The sequence below is a fragment of the Variovorax sp. P2_H12 genome (assembly GCF_056403395.1).
Map to the genome: position 1 here is coordinate 109,505 of NZ_JBFUFO010000015.1, position 16,402 is coordinate 125,906.

Genomic DNA, 16,402 nt, shown 5'->3' on the forward strand with positions numbered 1-16,402 from the left:
CAATGGTCAATCGTCGCGCGCCGCGGCCCGCGCGGCGGGCGTCGCCACCTTGCGCCGGCGCAGGTACAGCTTGAGCAGTTCCATCGCCACCGGAGAGGCGAAGAAGAACGGCAGCATCAGCAGCCAGTCGCTCGGCGACAGCGGCACGGTGTCGAAGAAGGGTGCCAGGAAGGGTACGTACACCACGCCCAGCACCAGCACGAAGGACGCCGCGACCGCGGCCACCATCCAGCCGTTCGAGAACAGGCCGATCGCGAACACGCTATAGCGCTCCGACCGCGCGGCAAAGGCACGGAACAGTTCCGAGGTGCACAGCGTCACGAAGGCCATGGTCTGCGCGGCTTCCAGGTGGTCCGGATAGCGCTGCAGCGCGAGATGGAACACCCCCAGGATCGCCAGCACGTCCACCGCGCCCACGACCCCGATGCTGAACGCCATGTCGCGGTTGATGACCGGTTCCTTCGGCGAGCGTGCGGGCTGCTTCATGATGTCGTCCTCGCCTTTTTCCATGCCCAGCGCGAGCGCCGGAGCGCCGTCGCTGACCAGGTTCAGCCAGAGCAGTTGCACCGGCCGCAGGGGCATCGGCATGCCGACGAGCATCGCGCCAAACACGATCAGGATCTCGCCCACGTTGCAGGCGAGCAGGAAGTAGACGAACTTGCGGATGTTCGAGTAGATGATCCGCCCCTGCTCGATGGCGGCGACGATGCTGGCGAAGTTGTCGTCGGTGAGGACCATGTCGGCCGTCTGCTTGGCCACGTCGGTGCCCGTGATGCCCATGGCCACGCCGATGTTGGCGCGCTTGAGCGCCGGCGCGTCGTTCACGCCGTCGCCGGTCATCGCCACCACGTGGCCGCTCGCCTTGAAGGCGTCGACGATGCGCGTCTTGTGCTGCGGCGACACGCGGCAGCAGACGTCCAGCCGCTCGGCCCGCGCCGCGAGTTCGGCGTCGGAGAGCCGGTCGATCTCGGCGCCCGTGAGCACCAGTCCGCCGGGCGTGCGCAGGCCGATTTGGCGCGCGACGGCCTCGGCGGTGTCGCGATAGTCGCCGGTCACCATGACGGTCTTCAGCCCGGCACCCTTGGCGACCTTCAGCGCTTCGATCACTTCGGGCCGCGGCGGGTCGATCATGCCCAGCAGCCCGACGAAGACGAGGTCGCGTTCCACCGTCTCGGGGCTGAGCGTCTCGGGCATCGCCTCCAGCGCCCGGAACGCCACGGCCAGCACGCGCAGCGCCTGGCCCGCCATGTCGCGGTGCTGCTCGAGGATGGTGTTGCGCATCGCCGCCGCGAGCGGCACGACATGGCCGCCGTCGAGCATGCCCGTGCAATGCTCGAGGACCACGTCGGGCGCGCCCTTGACCACCGCCGTCAGCGGCGGGTAGACGAACCCGGGTGCGGCACCATCGCCCGCATTGCGATGGATCGTCGTCATCCGCTTGCGCTCGGCGTCGAACGGAATCTCCTGCACCCGCGGCATCGTCTTCGCGAACGCGTCCTGCAGGTAGTCCGCCTTGGCCGCTGCGACGATCATCGCGCCCTCGGTCGGATCGCCGATGATGGTCCACGACCGTGAGCCCGACTCGTCGGGGCGCTCCTCCAGCTGGGCGTCGTTGCAGGCGATCGCGCCCTGCACCAGCGCCGAAGCATCGGGGCTTGTGCGCGGGTCGAAGGCCTCCTCGCCATGGAAGAACGCACCCTTGGGCGCGTAGCCTTCGCCCGTGATGCGCAGCCGCCGGCCGCCGGTCCAGGCCTGGACGACCGTCATCTGGTTCTGCGTCAACGTGCCGGTCTTGTCCGAGCAGATCACGGTGGCGCAGCCCAGCGTCTCCACGGCCGGCAGCTTGCGGATCAGCGCATGGTGCTTGAGCATGCGCTGCATCCCGAGCGCCAGGCAGATGGTCACGATGGCCGGCAGCCCTTCGGGCACCGCGGCGATCGCCAGGCTGACCGCAGTCATGAACAGGCTGATGATGTCCTTGCGCTCGGCCTCCAGGTAGTTCATCAGGCCGATCCTCGCAACATCGGCGATGTGCGTATCGCGGAACAGGCCGTACACGAAGACGATCGCGCAGATCGTCAGGCAAGCGGTGCCCAGCACCCTGCCCAGGTGCTCGAGCTTGGCCTGCAGCGGCGTGCTCTCGTCCTCGAAGGACTGGATCATCTGCGCGATCAGGCCGATCTGCGTGTCCATCCCGGTGCCGGTGACCAGGCCCTTGCCGCGACCGTAGGTGACCAGCGTGCTCATGAAGGCCGTGTTCTTGCGGTCGCCGAGCGGGATCTCCTTGTCCAGCACCACCGCATGGTCCTTCTCGACTGGCACGGATTCGCCGGTCAGCGAGGCCTCCTGCACCTTGAGGTTGAAGCACTCGAACAGGCGCAGGTCGGCCGGCACGAAGTTGCCGGCTTCGATCAACACCACGTCGCCGACCACGATCTCGCGGCTCGGGATCGACAGTCGGTGGCCGTCTCGGATCACCTGCGCGTTGGGCGCGGCCATCTTCTTCAGCGCCGCCAGGGCCTGCTCGGCCTTGGACTCCTGGATCACGCCGACCACGGCATTGAGCACGACGATGACCATGATGGCGATCGAGTCGACCCATTCGCCGAGCAGCAGCGACACCACGGCCGCGATCACGAGGATGATCACCAGGTAGTTGTTGAACTGGTCCCACAGCAGGGACCAGAAACCCGGGCGCGGGCGTTCCGACAGCTCGTTGGCGCCCAACCGCCCGAGCCGCTCCGCTGCCTCGCGAGCCGTCAGGCCCTGCTCGAGATGGGTCTCGAAGTCGGCGACGAGCTGGTCGATCGGCTTGCCGTGCGAATCGCGGTCGTGCATGACGGGCTCCTGGTCATTGCGCGAGTGTCGCGCGCCGCGCAGCGGATGGAAATCGGAAGTTTGCCGGGCGCCGGCGCGCCGCGAGACGGCGGCTTCGAGCGAGCGCTGTGCCCTGCGCGGCGGCGGACCGCAAAGCACAGGAGGCAGGCGCTGCGTGGCGCTGATGATCGGCTGCGCTGCCGATTGGGTGGCGCCTACTCCACCCAGACGCGACCCAGGAAAGGGTGGAGCAGGCAGAATGCGCCGCACAGCCGGGTTCGGCCAGGACCGGACCTCCGGCGCCAGCCCAAGAGTTTCGACAAGGATCACCGTGGCTGAAGGCCCCAAGGAGGATTACGGGATCCATCGGCACGACAGCGTGTGGAACAAGTCTCCGCTCACACCCGCCGAGATCTTCGAGCGGCTGCGCCACCTGCGGCCGGTGGAGACCCTGCGCCAGAGCTTCATCTACAACAACCTGATGTATGCCGCGGTCGGCCACATCATCCATTTGCTCTCGGGGCAGCCGTGGGCCGCATTTGTCCGGGACCATCTGCTCGAACCGGCGGGGATGGGCAAAACCCTGTTCTCGCACGCCGCGCTGCTGGCGAGCACCGACCGGGCCGTGCCCTATATCGAGAAGCGGGATTCCGAAGAGCTCCTGCGGTTGCCCGATGAAGACCAACTGAGCGGATCAAGCGCCGCGGGCGGCATGGTTTCCACTCTGGAAGACATGTCCAAGTGGCTGCGACTCCTGATGAACGACGGTCGCATGGGCGAGCGACAGATCGTCCCCCGGCAGGTTGTCCAGGAAACAATGGCACCTGCCATGGCGCTGCCCAACACGCTGGCGTTGACGCGGGGGTGGCGCGAAATCCTGAATGTGACCTATGGCATGGGGCGGCACACCGCCGTGTACCGCGGCCATCTCATCAGCTACCACGGCGGGTCGCTCGATGGGGTCACGTCCCAGGTCCTGCTGCTGCCGCACGAACGCATCGGAGTGGTGACGTTCGTGATCGGCGACAGTTTCGGGGTCCTGCGCGACACCATCGCCTACCAGGCCGTCGAGCGCCTGCTCGGCCTGGCACCAACGCCGTGGCACGAACGCTGGCTTGCCGTGAAGAAGGCCTTCCGCACAGGCATGACCCAGGCACGGCAACGCGCGGGAAACGAGCGCATACCAGGCACCGTGCCCTCGCACCCGCTCACGGCGTATGTCGGTGAGTACGAGCATCCGGCCTATGGACGGACTGTGATCCGCCACGACCCCGAAGGGCTCCGCTTCGCGTTCCGTGCTGCGGACTTGGCACTCGGTCACGTGCACTACGACCGATTCGACACCCCCGACGACGAGCTCCGAGGCAAGTGGTCCCTGAACTTCACCACGGATCCGCAGGGCGACATCGGCGCGCTGCACATGGTGCTCGACCAGGCCGAGGCGACATTCACCCGCGTCGTGCCCCACCCGACAGCCGACGTCCTGCTGGACCTGTGCGGCACATTCGAAACCGCGTCGGGCGTCAAGTGGCAGGTCGGCGTCAAGGACGGTGCGCGGCTCTATCTGTGCTTTCCGGGCACACCCGACGTAGAACTCGTGCCCTACAAAGCCTCCCGCTTCAGGATTGCGCAGTTCCCGGATCGGGTCTACGCGTTCGAAACGGACGAGGCTGGCCGGTGCCGTCTGCGCATCGCTGGGCCCGAGGGCGTCTATCTGCTGACGCGCGTCGAGCTGTGACGCCGCTGCGCTGCAGCCGGCGCGACGGCGGTGGCGTTCACTGGCGCTGCAGCACCTTGAGCACGCCGAGCGCGGCGGCGCACTTGAGTCCGCCCGACCCGATCACCACCGCCACCTTCGGCTTTCTCCTGTGCTCCGGCGGCCCGGGAGGCCCCTGCTTCATGCGACTTCCGCCGGCTCCGGGCTCTGCCGCATCAGTTCGCGCAGGTACGGCAGCTGCTCCTCGGCGGCGCGCTCGCCGGCTTCGATGATGTAGGGGATCTTGTCGGTGTCGAACAGCCGCACGCGCTGCTCGAAGCGCGGAATGATCGGGATGATCTCGCTGTGGTGGGCCAGGCTGTGGAAGGCGAAGTTCGACTTCAGCAGGTTGTTCGACATGATCGCGCTGAGCTGGAAGGCGAAGCGGCCGGCCGAATGGATGCTGGACTGGTAGGGGCTCTCGAAGCCGGCCGCCACGATCACGTGGGCGCCCTGCCGGATGGCGACGCCGATCGGCAGCGGGTCGGACAGGAAGCCGTCGATCAGCAGCTTGTCGCCGATGCGCCAGGGCGAGAAGGCGAACGGCAGCGCGATGCTGGCGCGCACCGCATCCACCAGGCGGCCCGACGACAGCACCACCTGCTCGCCGTTGGCGAGGTCGGTGGCGGTGACGTGCAGCGGCGTCGGCAGGTCCTCGATGCGGGTGTCGCCGAAGGCGCTCTGCAGCCGCTGCATGATCATCCGGTCGTCGCGCAGGCCATAGGTGGCCTTGTCGAAGCGCAGCCAGCGCGGCGCCACGGTCTGCAGCAGCGACCGGGTGTTGCGCCTGTTCGCCACTTCCTTGGTCCACAGCCGGCGCGTCATGTCGGCCGCCACGTCCGCATCGTGCCCGGCCGCCATCACGGCCGCATACATCGCACCGGCGCTGCAGCCCACCACCATGTCGAGCTCGAAGCCTTCGCGCTTGAGCACGGTCTGGATGCCGATGGCAGCGGCGCACTTCACGCTGCCCGAGCCGATGACCAGCGCGATGCGCTTGCGCCCGTGCGCGGATTCGGATGATTTCATCGCAGTTCTCCACCGCGCGTGGTTCGATCCACGCCGCATGACATCGCAGGACCGAAGCCAGGAACACCGCGGAACCGGCTCTGCCGGGCCGCTGGTGTTGCCCCCTCGAGGGGGCTGAGGGCCGCGGCTCCAAGCCTGCCTGCGCAGGCTTGGACGGACTCGAAGAGCCGCTGCCTCGGGCAGCGACTCCGGGCGGCTACACGAAGTGAGCAAGCAACGGGGGTGGGTGTCATTGCACTTCGGCGTCGAAGCTGGCGACTGCGGACCCGACGTCGCCGTAGAGCTTCAGGATGCTCGTGAAGCCCGACAGCTCCAGCACCCGCAGCACGCCGGGCTGGACGCCCGCGAGCCGGAAGTCGCCGCCCTGGCGCCGCGCGTCCTTGAGGGTCGCGAGCAGCGCCCTGAGGCCGGCGCTGCTGGTGTAGACCACCTCGCTGAAGTCGGCCACCAGCCGCACCCGTTGTTCGCTGACCGCCTTGCCGAGCGCCGCCATGAGGTGCTCGGCGGTGAGGCTGTCGACGCTGCCGCTGATGGCCGCGATGGTGACGTCGCCGGGGGTGATGTGGATCTGCATGCGAACTCCTCTGAACTGAATTAGGGGCGGATCTGCTTGACGAGCGTCAGGTGGTTGCCGCGCTCGGGGTCCGGCCGGTAGCGCACCTCGTCGACCATCTGGCGCACCAGGTGCCAGCCGAGACCGCCGATCGGGCGCTCCTGCCACGAGGCGTCGAGCGAGGGCGCGGCCAGCGCGTCCGGATCGAAGGCCCGCGCGCGGTCGGCGATCTCGATCGTCATCGGACAGCTTTCCCAGTCGCACGCCAGCGTGATCGGGCCCGGCGGGCCATCGGCGTAGCCGTGCGTGATGACGTTGACGCTGACCTCCTCGACCGCCAGCCGGACCTCGTCGCGCACCTCGCGGCTGGCACCGGCGCGCCGGCAGGCCTGGTCGGCCACGGCGAGCAGATCGGGCAGGTTGTCCAGCGTGGCGGCGCGGGTGATGCTGAGCCTGTTCATCAAGGCTCTTTCGGCTGAAGTGCGCGCGCGATCTTGTCCATCAGCCGCGCCAGGTCGACCGGCTTGGTGTCGAAGTCGTTGCAGCCGGCGGCCAGGGCGCGCTCGCGATCGCCCGACATCGCGTGCGCCGTGAGCGCGATCACCGGGATCGCCCGGGTCGCCGCATCGGCCTTCAGAACGCGGGTCGCCTCCCAGCCGTCCATCACGGGCAGGCTCATGTCCATGAGGATCAGGTCCGGTGCGGCGCTCGCGGCCAGCGCCACGGCCTGCGCGCCGTCGGTGGCGGCCGAGATCTGGAAGCCCTGGCGCGACAGCCGGCGCGACAGCATGTCGAGGTTCATCTCGTTGTCCTCGACGATCAGGATCCTAGGCATGGGCCAGGCCCCTCCTGGCAGCCACCGGCGCCGGCACGCGAACGACGAAACGGGCGCCCGCGCCGACCTGGCTGTCGACGTCGATCGTGCCGCCCATCAGTTCGCAATAGTGGCGCGTGATCGCCAGGCCCAGGCCGCTGCCGCCGAAGCGGCGCGTGGTGGAGCTGTCGGCCTGCGCGAAGGCGCGGAACAGCAGCTCGCGCTGGGCGCCGGCGATGCCGATGCCGTTGTCGTTCACCTGGATCACGAGCAGCTGGGTCTCGGGCTCGTGCCGGACGTTGAGCACGACCTCGCCGTCGCGCGTGAACTTGCCGGCGTTCGACAGCAGATGGGCCAGGATCTCCCGGATCTTCTCCGCGTCGCCCAGCAGGCGCAGCGGCGGGACGTCGCAGAACAGGCTGAAGACGTTCCCGTTGCGCTCGATCTGCTCGCGCATCTCCTGCGCCACGTCCGCCACCAGTTCGTCGGGCCGGAACGGCGCGTTGAAGACCTCCGCCTGGCCGGCCTCCATCCTGGAGAGGTTGAGCACGCCCTCGATCATGGCCAGCAGCGTCATGCCCGCGCTGCGGATCTTCTGCACGTCGCCGACGCGGTCGGCCTCGCCGATGTCCATGAACTCCGATTCGAGCAGCTCGCTGTAGCCGATGATGGCGTTCAGCGGCGTGCGCAGCTCGTGGCTCATGTTGGCCAGGAAGGCGCTCTTGGTCCGGTTGGCCGAATCGGCCAGCATGCGCGCGAGTTCGAGCTGCCGGTTCTTCAGCGTGATCTGCTCGTTGCGCTGGATCACCTCGCGCCGCGCCGCCAGCGCGCGCTGGGACTGCGAATACGAATGGACGCCGAACATCAGCAGGTAGGGCACGAAGCAGACCACCGACAGCAGCGCGGTACGCAGCGATGACTGCAGCTGCAGATCGAAGCCGTTGGCGGCCGCGCCCAGCAACGCCCCGGCCAGCCAGGCGACGAAGCCGCGCTGTGCCAGCGGCGGCCCGCCCAGGCTCAGGATCGACAGCAGGCCCGAGCTCAGCATCAGCGTGCTGGGCCACAGCGAGAAGGACACCAGCCCGCTCAGGACACCGAACAACAGCGCGTCGACCATCAGGTTGCGATGCTCGGCCTGGCGGCTGTCGGGCGCCCGGCGCGCCACCCAGCGTGCCAGCGGTGCCCACAGGAAGCCGTGGAAGACGAGCACCGCCCAGGCCCACGGCGGCGGCGGCCGCTCGAGGAAGTGCGACACCAGCACCACCAGGACCAGCAGGTTGGCCCAGCGCCGCACGCCGTAGTCGAGCTCGACGATCGGATGGGTCTTGCGCGCGCCAGGCCCGCCCGCAACAGCTTCAGCCGTGGGAACCATACAAAAAGTAATAATTGTGTTTTCTTTCGTTTGCAGATTAAGCTGCGCCCGGGCTGAAAAACTGTCCGCAGCCGCCAATCTCACTTGCCGAACGCGCCAAGGAACGGACACCGCAATTCATCGAAGGACCGACCTCGTGACGCCCACCGCCGCCTTGCCGTTCAACATGCTCGCCGGCATCCAGAAGGCCGGCATCGACCTCGCAGCGCTCGCGGTGCAGGCCGGGCTGTCGCCGGAGGCGTTGCGCAAGCCGCTCAGCGCGGAACAGGCGGACCGCTTCTTCACGGTGGCCTACGAACGGATCGGCGATCCGGCCGTCGGGCTGGCGCTGGGCATGCAGCCGATGCGACCCGAACTGTTCGGCGTGGTCGGCTTCTCGGCCATGACCTGCAGCAGCTTCGGGGCGGCGCTGGCGCGCATCGCGCGCTACAACGCCCTGGTGTCGGCCTGCGAACTCGACATCGTGCCGGACGCCGACGAGACCGCGGTGCGCGTTCGCTACGGCGGCCCCGGGCGCCCGTACAGCCGCTGCCGGATGGATCTGCAGATGGGGACGCTGCTGAACTTCGGCCGCCTGTTCACCGAGCGCGAGATCACGCCGGTGCGCCTGACGCTGATCGGAGAGCCGCCGCCCTATCACGCGCGCTATGCCGAAGTGTTCTCGTGTCCGGTGCTGTTCGGCCAGCCGCACGACGCGATCGTGTTCCGCCGCAGCGACCTGGACCTGCCGCTGGTCAGCGCGAATCCGACCGTCGCCGCCCTGTTCGAGGATGCCGCGGAGCGCGACCTGGTGGCCCACCGGTCCCCGCGCGACACCGCCCATGCGGTGCGCGAGGCGCTGCGGCAACTGCTGCACGGCGATGTGCCGAGCATCGCCCAGGTGGCCGGCGCGCTGTTCGTCAGCGAGCGCACACTGCAGCGCCGGCTGGCGCGCGAGGGGGTCCAGTTCAGCACGCTGCTGGACGAAGCCCGCCTCGAGATGGCGCGGCGCTACCTCGCGGCCGGCCGCGCGAGCCTGACCGAGATCGCCTACCTGCTCGGCTTCGTCGACCCCAACTCCTTCTTTCGTTCCTTCAAGCGCTGGACCGGGAAGACGCCGGCCGACTACCGGCTCGGCAACGGCGTCGAGCCGGCGAAGACGACGCCACGGGCCCCTGAGGCCGCGCCCGCGCCTTATCGCGCGACAGAACCCGCGTTCTTGCGCGGCATGAAGATGGAGTAGTTGCCATTGGCCTGCGCGACCAGGGTGTCTCCAGAGAAGATCCTCGAATCGAGATTGGCGATGGTCCTGCCTCGGCTGACGAGTTCAGTGACGCACCTGATGAGGCCGGCAGCAACGGGCTTGAAGTAGTTGATCTTCACCTCGATCGTGGCGCAGATCTCGTCTTCGGCCAGTGTCGGGTAGAGCGCGACGCCCATGCCGGTGTCCGCGAGCGCGAAGATGACGGCGCCATGCACGACATCGTGCGGATTGCGGTGGTGCTCCTCGACCTGCAGCGTGCACTGGCTGAAGCCGGCACGCTGCTCTTCAACGATGAGGCCGATGAGGTCTGCGTAGGGGTGGTTCATTGGAAGGATTCTGCACCCTGAGGTTGGACATCAGCGGCACCAACGGCGCGTTCGATGGAAATTCAGACTACGGGCCGGGGTGCGGCGCCTACCGAACGACGGGCGCTGGCCCCCCCCAGAGCGCGTGGCCAGGGCCGCACCCGACGGCTCGGCGGCTTCGACGACAGCGTGCTGAGGATGGTGTCCAACATCTGCAAGCGCGAGGGGCGTGACGGAAAAGCCGCGATGAAAATTGAGAATCATCGCATCTCGGCACGGGCCCAGTCGCCGTCTATTCTTTGCGCGGCAACAAGACAAGGGAGATACGCCATGAACAATTTCGCCTTTCAGAACGAGCTTTTGAAATGCATCAGGAATGCTCAGGACCCATACCCCGAAAACGAGCTCAAAGACCGACTCGAACATGAATTCAATCGGCTCAATCGGCGACTGACGCAAAGCGCCGTGGTCGTCAATTCGATTCGTTTGAAGGAAGACCGAGTGTCCGACGACCACTGGAACCACACAGCCGCACGGATGACGGGCGGAGCCGTGTGGGCGCTGGGGCGTGATTGGCAGAGCATTCCCGGCCGTGGGGGGCACGATCATCGCGATCGATGTCATCGAAACGCTGCTTTTGAAGAGTGCCGATGGCGGGTCTCGATACATGGCCGACGGTGGAGATTTCGGAGGACCCTCACCATCGATTCAGGATTTGAAGCACGCCATCACGACAGGACGACTGCGCTAGCTGCGCAGATCGACGGCGCCGAGCTTTTCGCACGTGCGCTTCAGCTGCGCCTTCGCGCGCTCGGCATCGCGCAAGCGGACCGCAGGCGCAGTAGGTCCCTAACCCGATCGGCCCGCCTTCCGGTCGGTGAATTCCTTCATGAAATGCTGGGGTTCGCCGGTGAGGAAAGCCGCTGCGAACTCACCCACGCCATCGCGGATGGAGGTCTCCAGCGGCTCCTGCTGCCATTGCCGAAGCAGGCGCTTCTGCTGGCGCACCACGGCGGGTCCGTAGGCGGCGAGTTGACCTGCCACGCGAGCCACTTCGGTGTCCAGCCTTTCGGCTGGCACCACAGTGTCGACCACACCCCATGCCAGCGCCTGCGTCGCATCGATCGAATCCCCAGTCAGGAGCATCCAGTTGGCGCGGGCATTGCCGATCAGCCGCGGCAGCAAGGCCGCATGAATGATGGAGGGAATTCCCACCTTGATTTCCGGCATGCCGACATGCGCCGCAGTCGATGCGATGCGCAGGTCGCACGCGAGAGCCAGTTCAAGGCCCCCGCCCAAGGTCCAGCCCGGGATGCGGGCGATGACAGGCACCGCGAGTTGTCGTATCGCTTCGCAAAGCTCACGCAGGTTGTCGATGAAGACCCGTGCGCTCGCCGAGTCCAGCGCGCCCATTTCCTTGATATCTGCACCGGCAACAAACGCCTTGTCGCCAGCCCCGCGCAGGATGACCACACGCACTTCGGCATCGCCCGATAGACGGCGAAATGCCTGCATCAGGTCCGAAATCACCGGCGTCCCGAGGATGTTGAGCGATCCGGCATCGCGGATGGTGACAGTCACCACGCCCTGGTCGTCGATGGTCACATCGGCATGGCGGAGAGTCGCTTCATTCATGGGTGTCAAAGCCTTTCGAATCCGATTTCCCGGACGACCTTCTTCCAGAAGGCATTCTGCTCGACGATGAGCCTGGCGAACCCTGCACGCGACATCGGACTCGGGATCGCGCCCAGCTTCTCGATCGCGGCGATGACGCCGGGGTCGCCCAGTGCTTCGCGCACCGCCTTATGGAGCTGATCCAGGATCTGGGGCGGCGTGCCCGCCGGGGCCCCCAGGCCGAACCATGAGGGGTTGTTCACGGCCGGCAGGCCCAGCTCGGCGTAGGTCGGCACCTGGGGCAACAGCTCGAGCCGCTGTTTCGCCGCCACCGCCAGCGGACGGATCTTGCCGGCCTGGATCAGCGAGGCGGACGAAGGGATGTTGTCGAAGACCGCATCGATCTGTCCCGATACCAGATCGGTCAAGGCCGGCCCCAGTCCCTTGTACGGCACGTGCAGCATCTGCGTGCCACTGACATGCTTGAACAATTCGCCATTGACGTGGCTCAGCCCGCCATTGCCGGACGAGCCGAACGAATACCGGCCCGGATGTGCCCTGAGTTCCTTGACGAACGCCGGCAGATCGGCCGCGGGAAAAGACGGTCGGACCACCAGCACATTGGGCACGTCGGCCATGTTGCTGATGGGGGCGAAATCCTTGACCGGATCGTAGGCCGGCTTGGCATACACATTGGGGTTCACCGCATGCGAACTCTCCACCACCATCACCAGCGTGTAGCCGTCCGCCGGCTCCCTGGCCGCGTAGGCACTCCCGACCGCGCCACCGGCGCCGGGCCGGTTCTCCACGACGAAGGGCTGGTTCAACAAGGCACCCAGCGGGGTCGCGACGATGCGGGCCAACAGGTCGGTGGTGCCCCCCGGCGCGTAGGGCACCACGACCCTCACCGGCCTGTTCGGATAGTTCTGCGCATGGGCAGGCAGGGCCAGCGCGCCACCGGCCAGGATCGACGCGACAAGAGTTCTTCGCTTCATGTCTCCAGGTCTTTCACTTCGAAAGAAGATCTCGACCGGTCCCTGGCCGGAATGACCAGGCCGCTTCCCCCGTCTCCGCCAGCAGTGGCGGCGGCGGCACCTCGGTCGAGGGTCGGCCGGATGCGCAGAGCATGGGATTGCGCACCGTCGGGATGTCGCCCAACACCGGATGGCGCAGTACCTGCACCATGCGCCGATGCCGCACCTGCGGGTCGTCGAAGACTTCTTCCAGGCTGTTGATCGGCCCCCAGGGAACGCCGGCGCCGTCGAAGGCTCGCGTCCAACTGTCGCGCGTGCGCGTCGGGAACAACGCCGTCAGGTGGCGGCGCAGCGCGGTCAGGTTTTCGATGCGATCGACATTTCGCGCGAACCGGGCATCCTCGGCCAGTTCGGGCACGCCCGAGACCTGGCAGAACCGCTGGAACTGGGCGTCGTTGCCCACGGCGAGGATGAGGTGTCCGTCGCTGCAGCGGAACACCTCGTAGGGCGCGCAGTTCGGATGCGCATTGCCGCTGCGCTTCGGGCTGACGCCAGACATCAGATAGTTCGCAGCCTGATTGGCATTGAAGGCGACCGCCACATCCAGCAGCGCGATGTCCAGATACTGGCCGCAGCCGGTGCGTTGCCGCTGGAACAATGCCGCCAGCACGGCCGAGGTCGCATACATGCCCGTGCTCAGATCGACCACCGCCACCCCGGCACGCAACGGGCCTGCACCGCTTTCGCCATCGGGATGGCCGGTGTAGCTCATCAATCCGCCCATGCCCTGGAACACGAAGTCATAGCCGGGCCTCTGCGCCATCGGCCCGGTCTGGCCAAAGCCGGTGATCGAAAGATAGATCAGCTTCGGATTGATCCGCTGCAAGGAGGCATGGTCGAGCCCGTAGCGGGCCAGCGTGCCGGCCTTGTAATTCTCGACCAGCACGTCGGCATCGCGCGCCAGATGCAACACCGCGTCCACGCCCGAGTCGGTCGAGAAGTCGAGTGCCACCGATCGCTTTCCCCGGTTGCAGCAACTGAAGTACGAGGACATGCGCGCCTCGCCATCCCCCATGAAGGGAGGGCCCCACTGCCGCGTATCGTCGCCGCGGTCGGGATGCTCGATCTTGATGACTTCGGCTCCCAGGTCGGCAAGGTTCTGTGTGCACCATGGCCCCGCCAGAATCCGCGAGAGATCCAATACCCTGATGCCATCGAGGGCCTGATCGAGCATGCTTGTTTCACTCCATTTGAAGGTTGCTGGATGCAGCCCTTGCGTCACGTCGATCTCGCCAGAATCGCGGTGGCCTGGCTCGACAGCACCCCGCCATTGCCATGCACGAGCGCCACTTCCGAGTCCCGCACCTGTCGTGCGCCGGCATCTCCGCGAAGTTGGCTCACCGCCTCGATGACGAGGAAGATGCTGTACATGCCCGGATGGGTGCAGGAAAGGCCACCGCCGTTGGTGTTCATCGGGAAGTCACCGCCCGGGGCGATGCGCCCGCCTTCCACGAATGCGCCGCCCTCGCCTTTGCGGCAGAAACCCAGGTCTTCGAGGAACAGGATCGGGTTGATGGTGAAAGCGTCGTACAACTCGACCAGGTCGATGTCGGCAGGGACGAGGCCCGCCTCGGCGAACGCGGTGCGTCCCGAGTCGACGGCCGGCGTCACCGTGAGATCGTCCATGCAGGAAATCTGCCGGTGCCAATGCGCATGACCGCTGCCCAGCACGTAGATCGGCTTGGCATGCAGGTCGCGCGCGCGGTGCGCGGCGGTGACCACGAACGCGCCGGCGCCGTCTGTCACCAGGCAGCAGTCGCGCACGGTCAGTGGGTCCGAGATCATCTTCGCGCCCAGCACGTCATCGAGGGACAGCGGATCGCGCGAAAAGGCCTCCGGGTTGAGCTGTGCCCATTGCCGCGCGGCAACCGCCACCTCGGCCAACTGACGGCGCGTCGTTCCGAACTCGTGAAAGTGCCGCGACGCGGCCAGCGCGTAGCTCGACACCGGATTGAAGGGCAGATAGGGATGCTCGTAGGGCTGGGGGTCGAGCTCCGCGCGCAATCGATGGATGCGGGAACTGCTTGGCGCGCTGCGCGGCGTGGCCCCGTAGCAGACGAGCACGTTCTCGCACTCGCCCGCCGCGATGGCGAGCGAGGCGATCTTGAGATCCGCGATGAACGACGAACCGCCGAACATGGTGCTGTCGCTGAACCGGGGACGAATGCCCAGGTACTCGGCCATGCGCAGGGTCCACCACGGCGAGGTGAGGCTGGAGGTGATGAGTCCGTCGATGTCGCGCATCGCCAGGCCGCTGCGCTGCACCGCCGTGCACGACGCCTGCGCGATGATCTCCTGCTCGGAGCGGCCGCCCGCATGGCCGAGGCCGGCCAGCCCGGTGCCGAGGATCGCCGTCGTTGCGCGATGACCGGCGCTCATGACGCCTCCCCGGGCACGAACACGAGAAGCGGGCCTTCAGGCGTGATGTCGATGCGCGCCTGCACAAGCATTCCGATGCACACCTGCTCCACGGGCCACTCGACGACGCGGCTCATCAGGCGCGGGCCCTCATCGAGGTCCACCAGGCATACGGTGTGGTCGCCTTCGATGCGACGCACCACGGTCGTCGCGTACACCACGCCCCGCCCTGACGGCAGGAACCACTCCAGCGCCAGCGAACCGCAATGCGGACAGAAATTGCGCGGATAGAAATGGGGCCGGCCGCACTCCGTGCAACGTGGAATCTGGAAGATGCCCTCGGCAAGCCGCTCGAAATAGCGGGCCTGTGCATGCTCCGTACCGCTGGGCGGACCTGGCGCCTCGTTCACACCCGGCGTCATTCCGACACCTTCACGCCCGTCATCTGAACGAGCCGGCGCCACTTGGCGGTTTCCAGTTCAACGTATCGGCGGACCTGCGCCACACCGCGGACACCGCCGGGTTCGCTGTACTGCGCCTTGAGCCGTTGCGTCATCTCCGGCGAGTTGATGATCCTGTTCACCTCCCGATTGAGCTGGGCGACGATGGGCTCAGGCGTGCCAGCCGGCGCATACAGGCCGAGCCAGGTGTAGACGTCGAAATCCCGGTAGCCCAGCTCCATGAGCGTGGGAAGTTGCGGGAACACCTCGCTGCGCTCGGCGCTGGTCACGACGATGGGGCGCAGCTGCCCGTTGGCGATGAAGGACGACACGCTCATGGCATCCTGGATGGCCACCGGCACCTGCCCGGCCACGGTGTCATTGACTGCGGGTGCGGCGCCCTTGTATGGCACGTGAGACAACGGCACACGCCCCTCGTGGCGCAGGAGTTCGCCGGCCAGATGCGTGGACCCTCCCACGCCCGCGGAGGCATAGGGCACGCTGGGCTGCGACCTGGCCCACTTGAGAAACTCGGGGAAATCGCGTGCCGGGACGGCCGGGTTGACCACCAGGAGGTTCGGCGCCCTGGCCAGTACGGCGATCGGCTCGAAGTCCTTGACCGGGTCATAGCCCACCTGGCTGCGCGTTGCCGGCGCGATGACGTGTCCGGTGGCGCTGATCAGCAGGGTGTAGCCGTCGTTGGGCCGCTTGGCGACATATTCCGTCCCCACCTGCCCTGCCGCACCCGCCCTGTTCTCGACGATGACCGGCTGGCCAAGCGTCTGGGACAGATCTTTGGCGAGCAACCGGCCCACGATGTCGGTCATCCCTCCAGGGGGAAACGCCACGACCAGCGTGACTGGCTTTTGAGGCCAGGGCACGGTCTGCGCCGCGGAAGAAAAAGCGCTGCAAGCCAGGCCGGCAACAGCCACCAGCATCGCCAGGCGGCGAGTGAGGATCCATCCCATTTTTGTCTCCTTGTAGGTCACCGGCCGGGCCGGTGCGGGCTGCCCTGGGCAGTCACCAGGAAGGAGTCTAGGAATGAGCTTTCAAACGCACCATCCGAA

The 16,402-nt window shown here is 67.0% G+C and carries 16 protein-coding genes; 2 read left to right on the forward strand and 14 right to left on the reverse strand.

Features of this window, described 5'->3' with window-relative positions:
- Nucleotides 1-6: 6 nt before the first annotated feature.
- Entirely contained in the window at nt 7-2,838 is a 2,832-nt protein-coding gene (locus tag AC1DYK_RS12795) for a cation-translocating P-type ATPase (RefSeq protein WP_478166650.1), read from the reverse strand.
- Between the two features lie 238 nt (nt 2,839-3,076).
- On the opposite strand from AC1DYK_RS12795, the gene AC1DYK_RS12800 reads away from it, so the two are divergent.
- Nucleotides 3,077-4,555: a serine hydrolase gene (locus AC1DYK_RS12800; RefSeq protein WP_478166651.1), complete on the forward strand. Its 1,479-nt coding sequence runs from the start codon at nt 3,077-3,079 to the stop codon at nt 4,553-4,555.
- A gap of 37 nt (nt 4,556-4,592) precedes the next feature.
- Here AC1DYK_RS12800 and AC1DYK_RS12805 read toward each other — a convergent pair whose 3' ends face one another.
- The 6 genes from AC1DYK_RS12805 to AC1DYK_RS12830 form a co-directional block, all read right to left on the reverse strand.
- Nucleotides 4,593-4,718 carry a hypothetical protein gene (locus AC1DYK_RS12805; protein ID WP_478166652.1) on the reverse strand — a complete coding sequence of 42 codons (126 nt, stop codon included), beginning with the start codon at nt 4,716-4,718 and terminating at the stop codon, nt 4,593-4,595.
- Nucleotides 4,715-5,602, reverse strand: a complete 888-nt coding sequence (locus tag AC1DYK_RS12810; RefSeq protein WP_478166653.1) for a patatin-like phospholipase family protein — start codon at nt 5,600-5,602, stop codon at nt 4,715-4,717. The genes AC1DYK_RS12805 and AC1DYK_RS12810 overlap by 4 nt, the downstream gene beginning before the upstream one ends.
- A 229-nt stretch (nt 5,603-5,831) precedes the next feature.
- Nucleotides 5,832-6,176 carry an STAS domain-containing protein gene (locus tag AC1DYK_RS12815; RefSeq protein ID WP_478166654.1) on the reverse strand — a complete coding sequence of 115 codons (345 nt, stop codon included), beginning with the start codon at nt 6,174-6,176 and terminating at the stop codon, nt 5,832-5,834.
- 20 nt (nt 6,177-6,196) lie between these two features.
- The gene (locus AC1DYK_RS12820) at nt 6,197-6,616 is read right to left on the reverse strand and encodes an ATP-binding protein (protein WP_478166655.1); all 420 of its coding nucleotides are present in this window, start codon (nt 6,614-6,616) and stop codon (nt 6,197-6,199) included.
- On the reverse strand, nt 6,616-6,990 hold the full coding sequence (locus tag AC1DYK_RS12825) for a response regulator (RefSeq protein WP_478166656.1): 375 nt from the start codon (nt 6,988-6,990) through the stop codon (nt 6,616-6,618). Before AC1DYK_RS12825 ends, AC1DYK_RS12820 begins: the two co-directional genes overlap by 1 nt.
- Complete coding sequence (locus AC1DYK_RS12830) at nt 6,983-8,341, reverse strand: ATP-binding protein (RefSeq protein WP_478166657.1); 1,359 nt, start codon at nt 8,339-8,341, stop codon at nt 6,983-6,985. The genes AC1DYK_RS12825 and AC1DYK_RS12830 overlap by 8 nt, the downstream gene beginning before the upstream one ends.
- 136 nt (nt 8,342-8,477) lie before the next feature.
- Between AC1DYK_RS12830 and AC1DYK_RS12835 the strand changes: the two genes are divergently transcribed.
- Entirely contained in the window at nt 8,478-9,563 is a 1,086-nt protein-coding gene (locus AC1DYK_RS12835; RefSeq protein ID WP_478166658.1) for an AraC family transcriptional regulator, read from the forward strand.
- Here AC1DYK_RS12835 and AC1DYK_RS12840 read toward each other — a convergent pair.
- The 7 genes from AC1DYK_RS12840 to AC1DYK_RS12870 form a co-directional block, all read right to left on the reverse strand.
- Nucleotides 9,515-9,910 carry a PaaI family thioesterase gene (locus AC1DYK_RS12840; protein WP_478166659.1) on the reverse strand — a complete coding sequence of 132 codons (396 nt, stop codon included), beginning with the start codon at nt 9,908-9,910 and terminating at the stop codon, nt 9,515-9,517. The two genes, AC1DYK_RS12835 and AC1DYK_RS12840, sit on opposite strands and share 49 nt — an antisense overlap.
- 828 nt (nt 9,911-10,738) lie before the next feature.
- Nucleotides 10,739-11,524 carry an enoyl-CoA hydratase gene (locus AC1DYK_RS12845; RefSeq protein ID WP_478166660.1) on the reverse strand — a complete coding sequence of 262 codons (786 nt, stop codon included), beginning with the start codon at nt 11,522-11,524 and terminating at the stop codon, nt 10,739-10,741.
- A gap of 5 nt (nt 11,525-11,529) precedes the next feature.
- Nucleotides 11,530-12,498, reverse strand: a complete 969-nt coding sequence (locus AC1DYK_RS12850) for a Bug family tripartite tricarboxylate transporter substrate binding protein (protein WP_478166661.1) — start codon at nt 12,496-12,498, stop codon at nt 11,530-11,532.
- 13 nt (nt 12,499-12,511) lie between these two features.
- Nucleotides 12,512-13,711 (reverse strand): CaiB/BaiF CoA transferase family protein, encoded by a 1,200-nt coding sequence (locus AC1DYK_RS12855; RefSeq protein ID WP_478166703.1) that lies wholly within the window; start codon nt 13,709-13,711, stop codon nt 12,512-12,514.
- Between the two features lie 44 nt (nt 13,712-13,755).
- Nucleotides 13,756-14,916, reverse strand: a complete 1,161-nt coding sequence (locus tag AC1DYK_RS12860; RefSeq protein ID WP_478166662.1) for a thiolase — start codon at nt 14,914-14,916, stop codon at nt 13,756-13,758.
- The gene (locus AC1DYK_RS12865; protein WP_478166663.1) at nt 14,913-15,317 is read right to left on the reverse strand and encodes a Zn-ribbon domain-containing OB-fold protein; all 405 of its coding nucleotides are present in this window, start codon (nt 15,315-15,317) and stop codon (nt 14,913-14,915) included. The genes AC1DYK_RS12860 and AC1DYK_RS12865 overlap by 4 nt, the downstream gene beginning before the upstream one ends.
- Nucleotides 15,314-16,273, reverse strand: coding sequence for a Bug family tripartite tricarboxylate transporter substrate binding protein (locus AC1DYK_RS12870; protein ID WP_478166704.1), 960 nt, complete (start codon nt 16,271-16,273; stop codon nt 15,314-15,316). The genes AC1DYK_RS12865 and AC1DYK_RS12870 overlap by 4 nt, the downstream gene beginning before the upstream one ends.
- Nucleotides 16,274-16,402 lie beyond the last annotated feature (129 nt).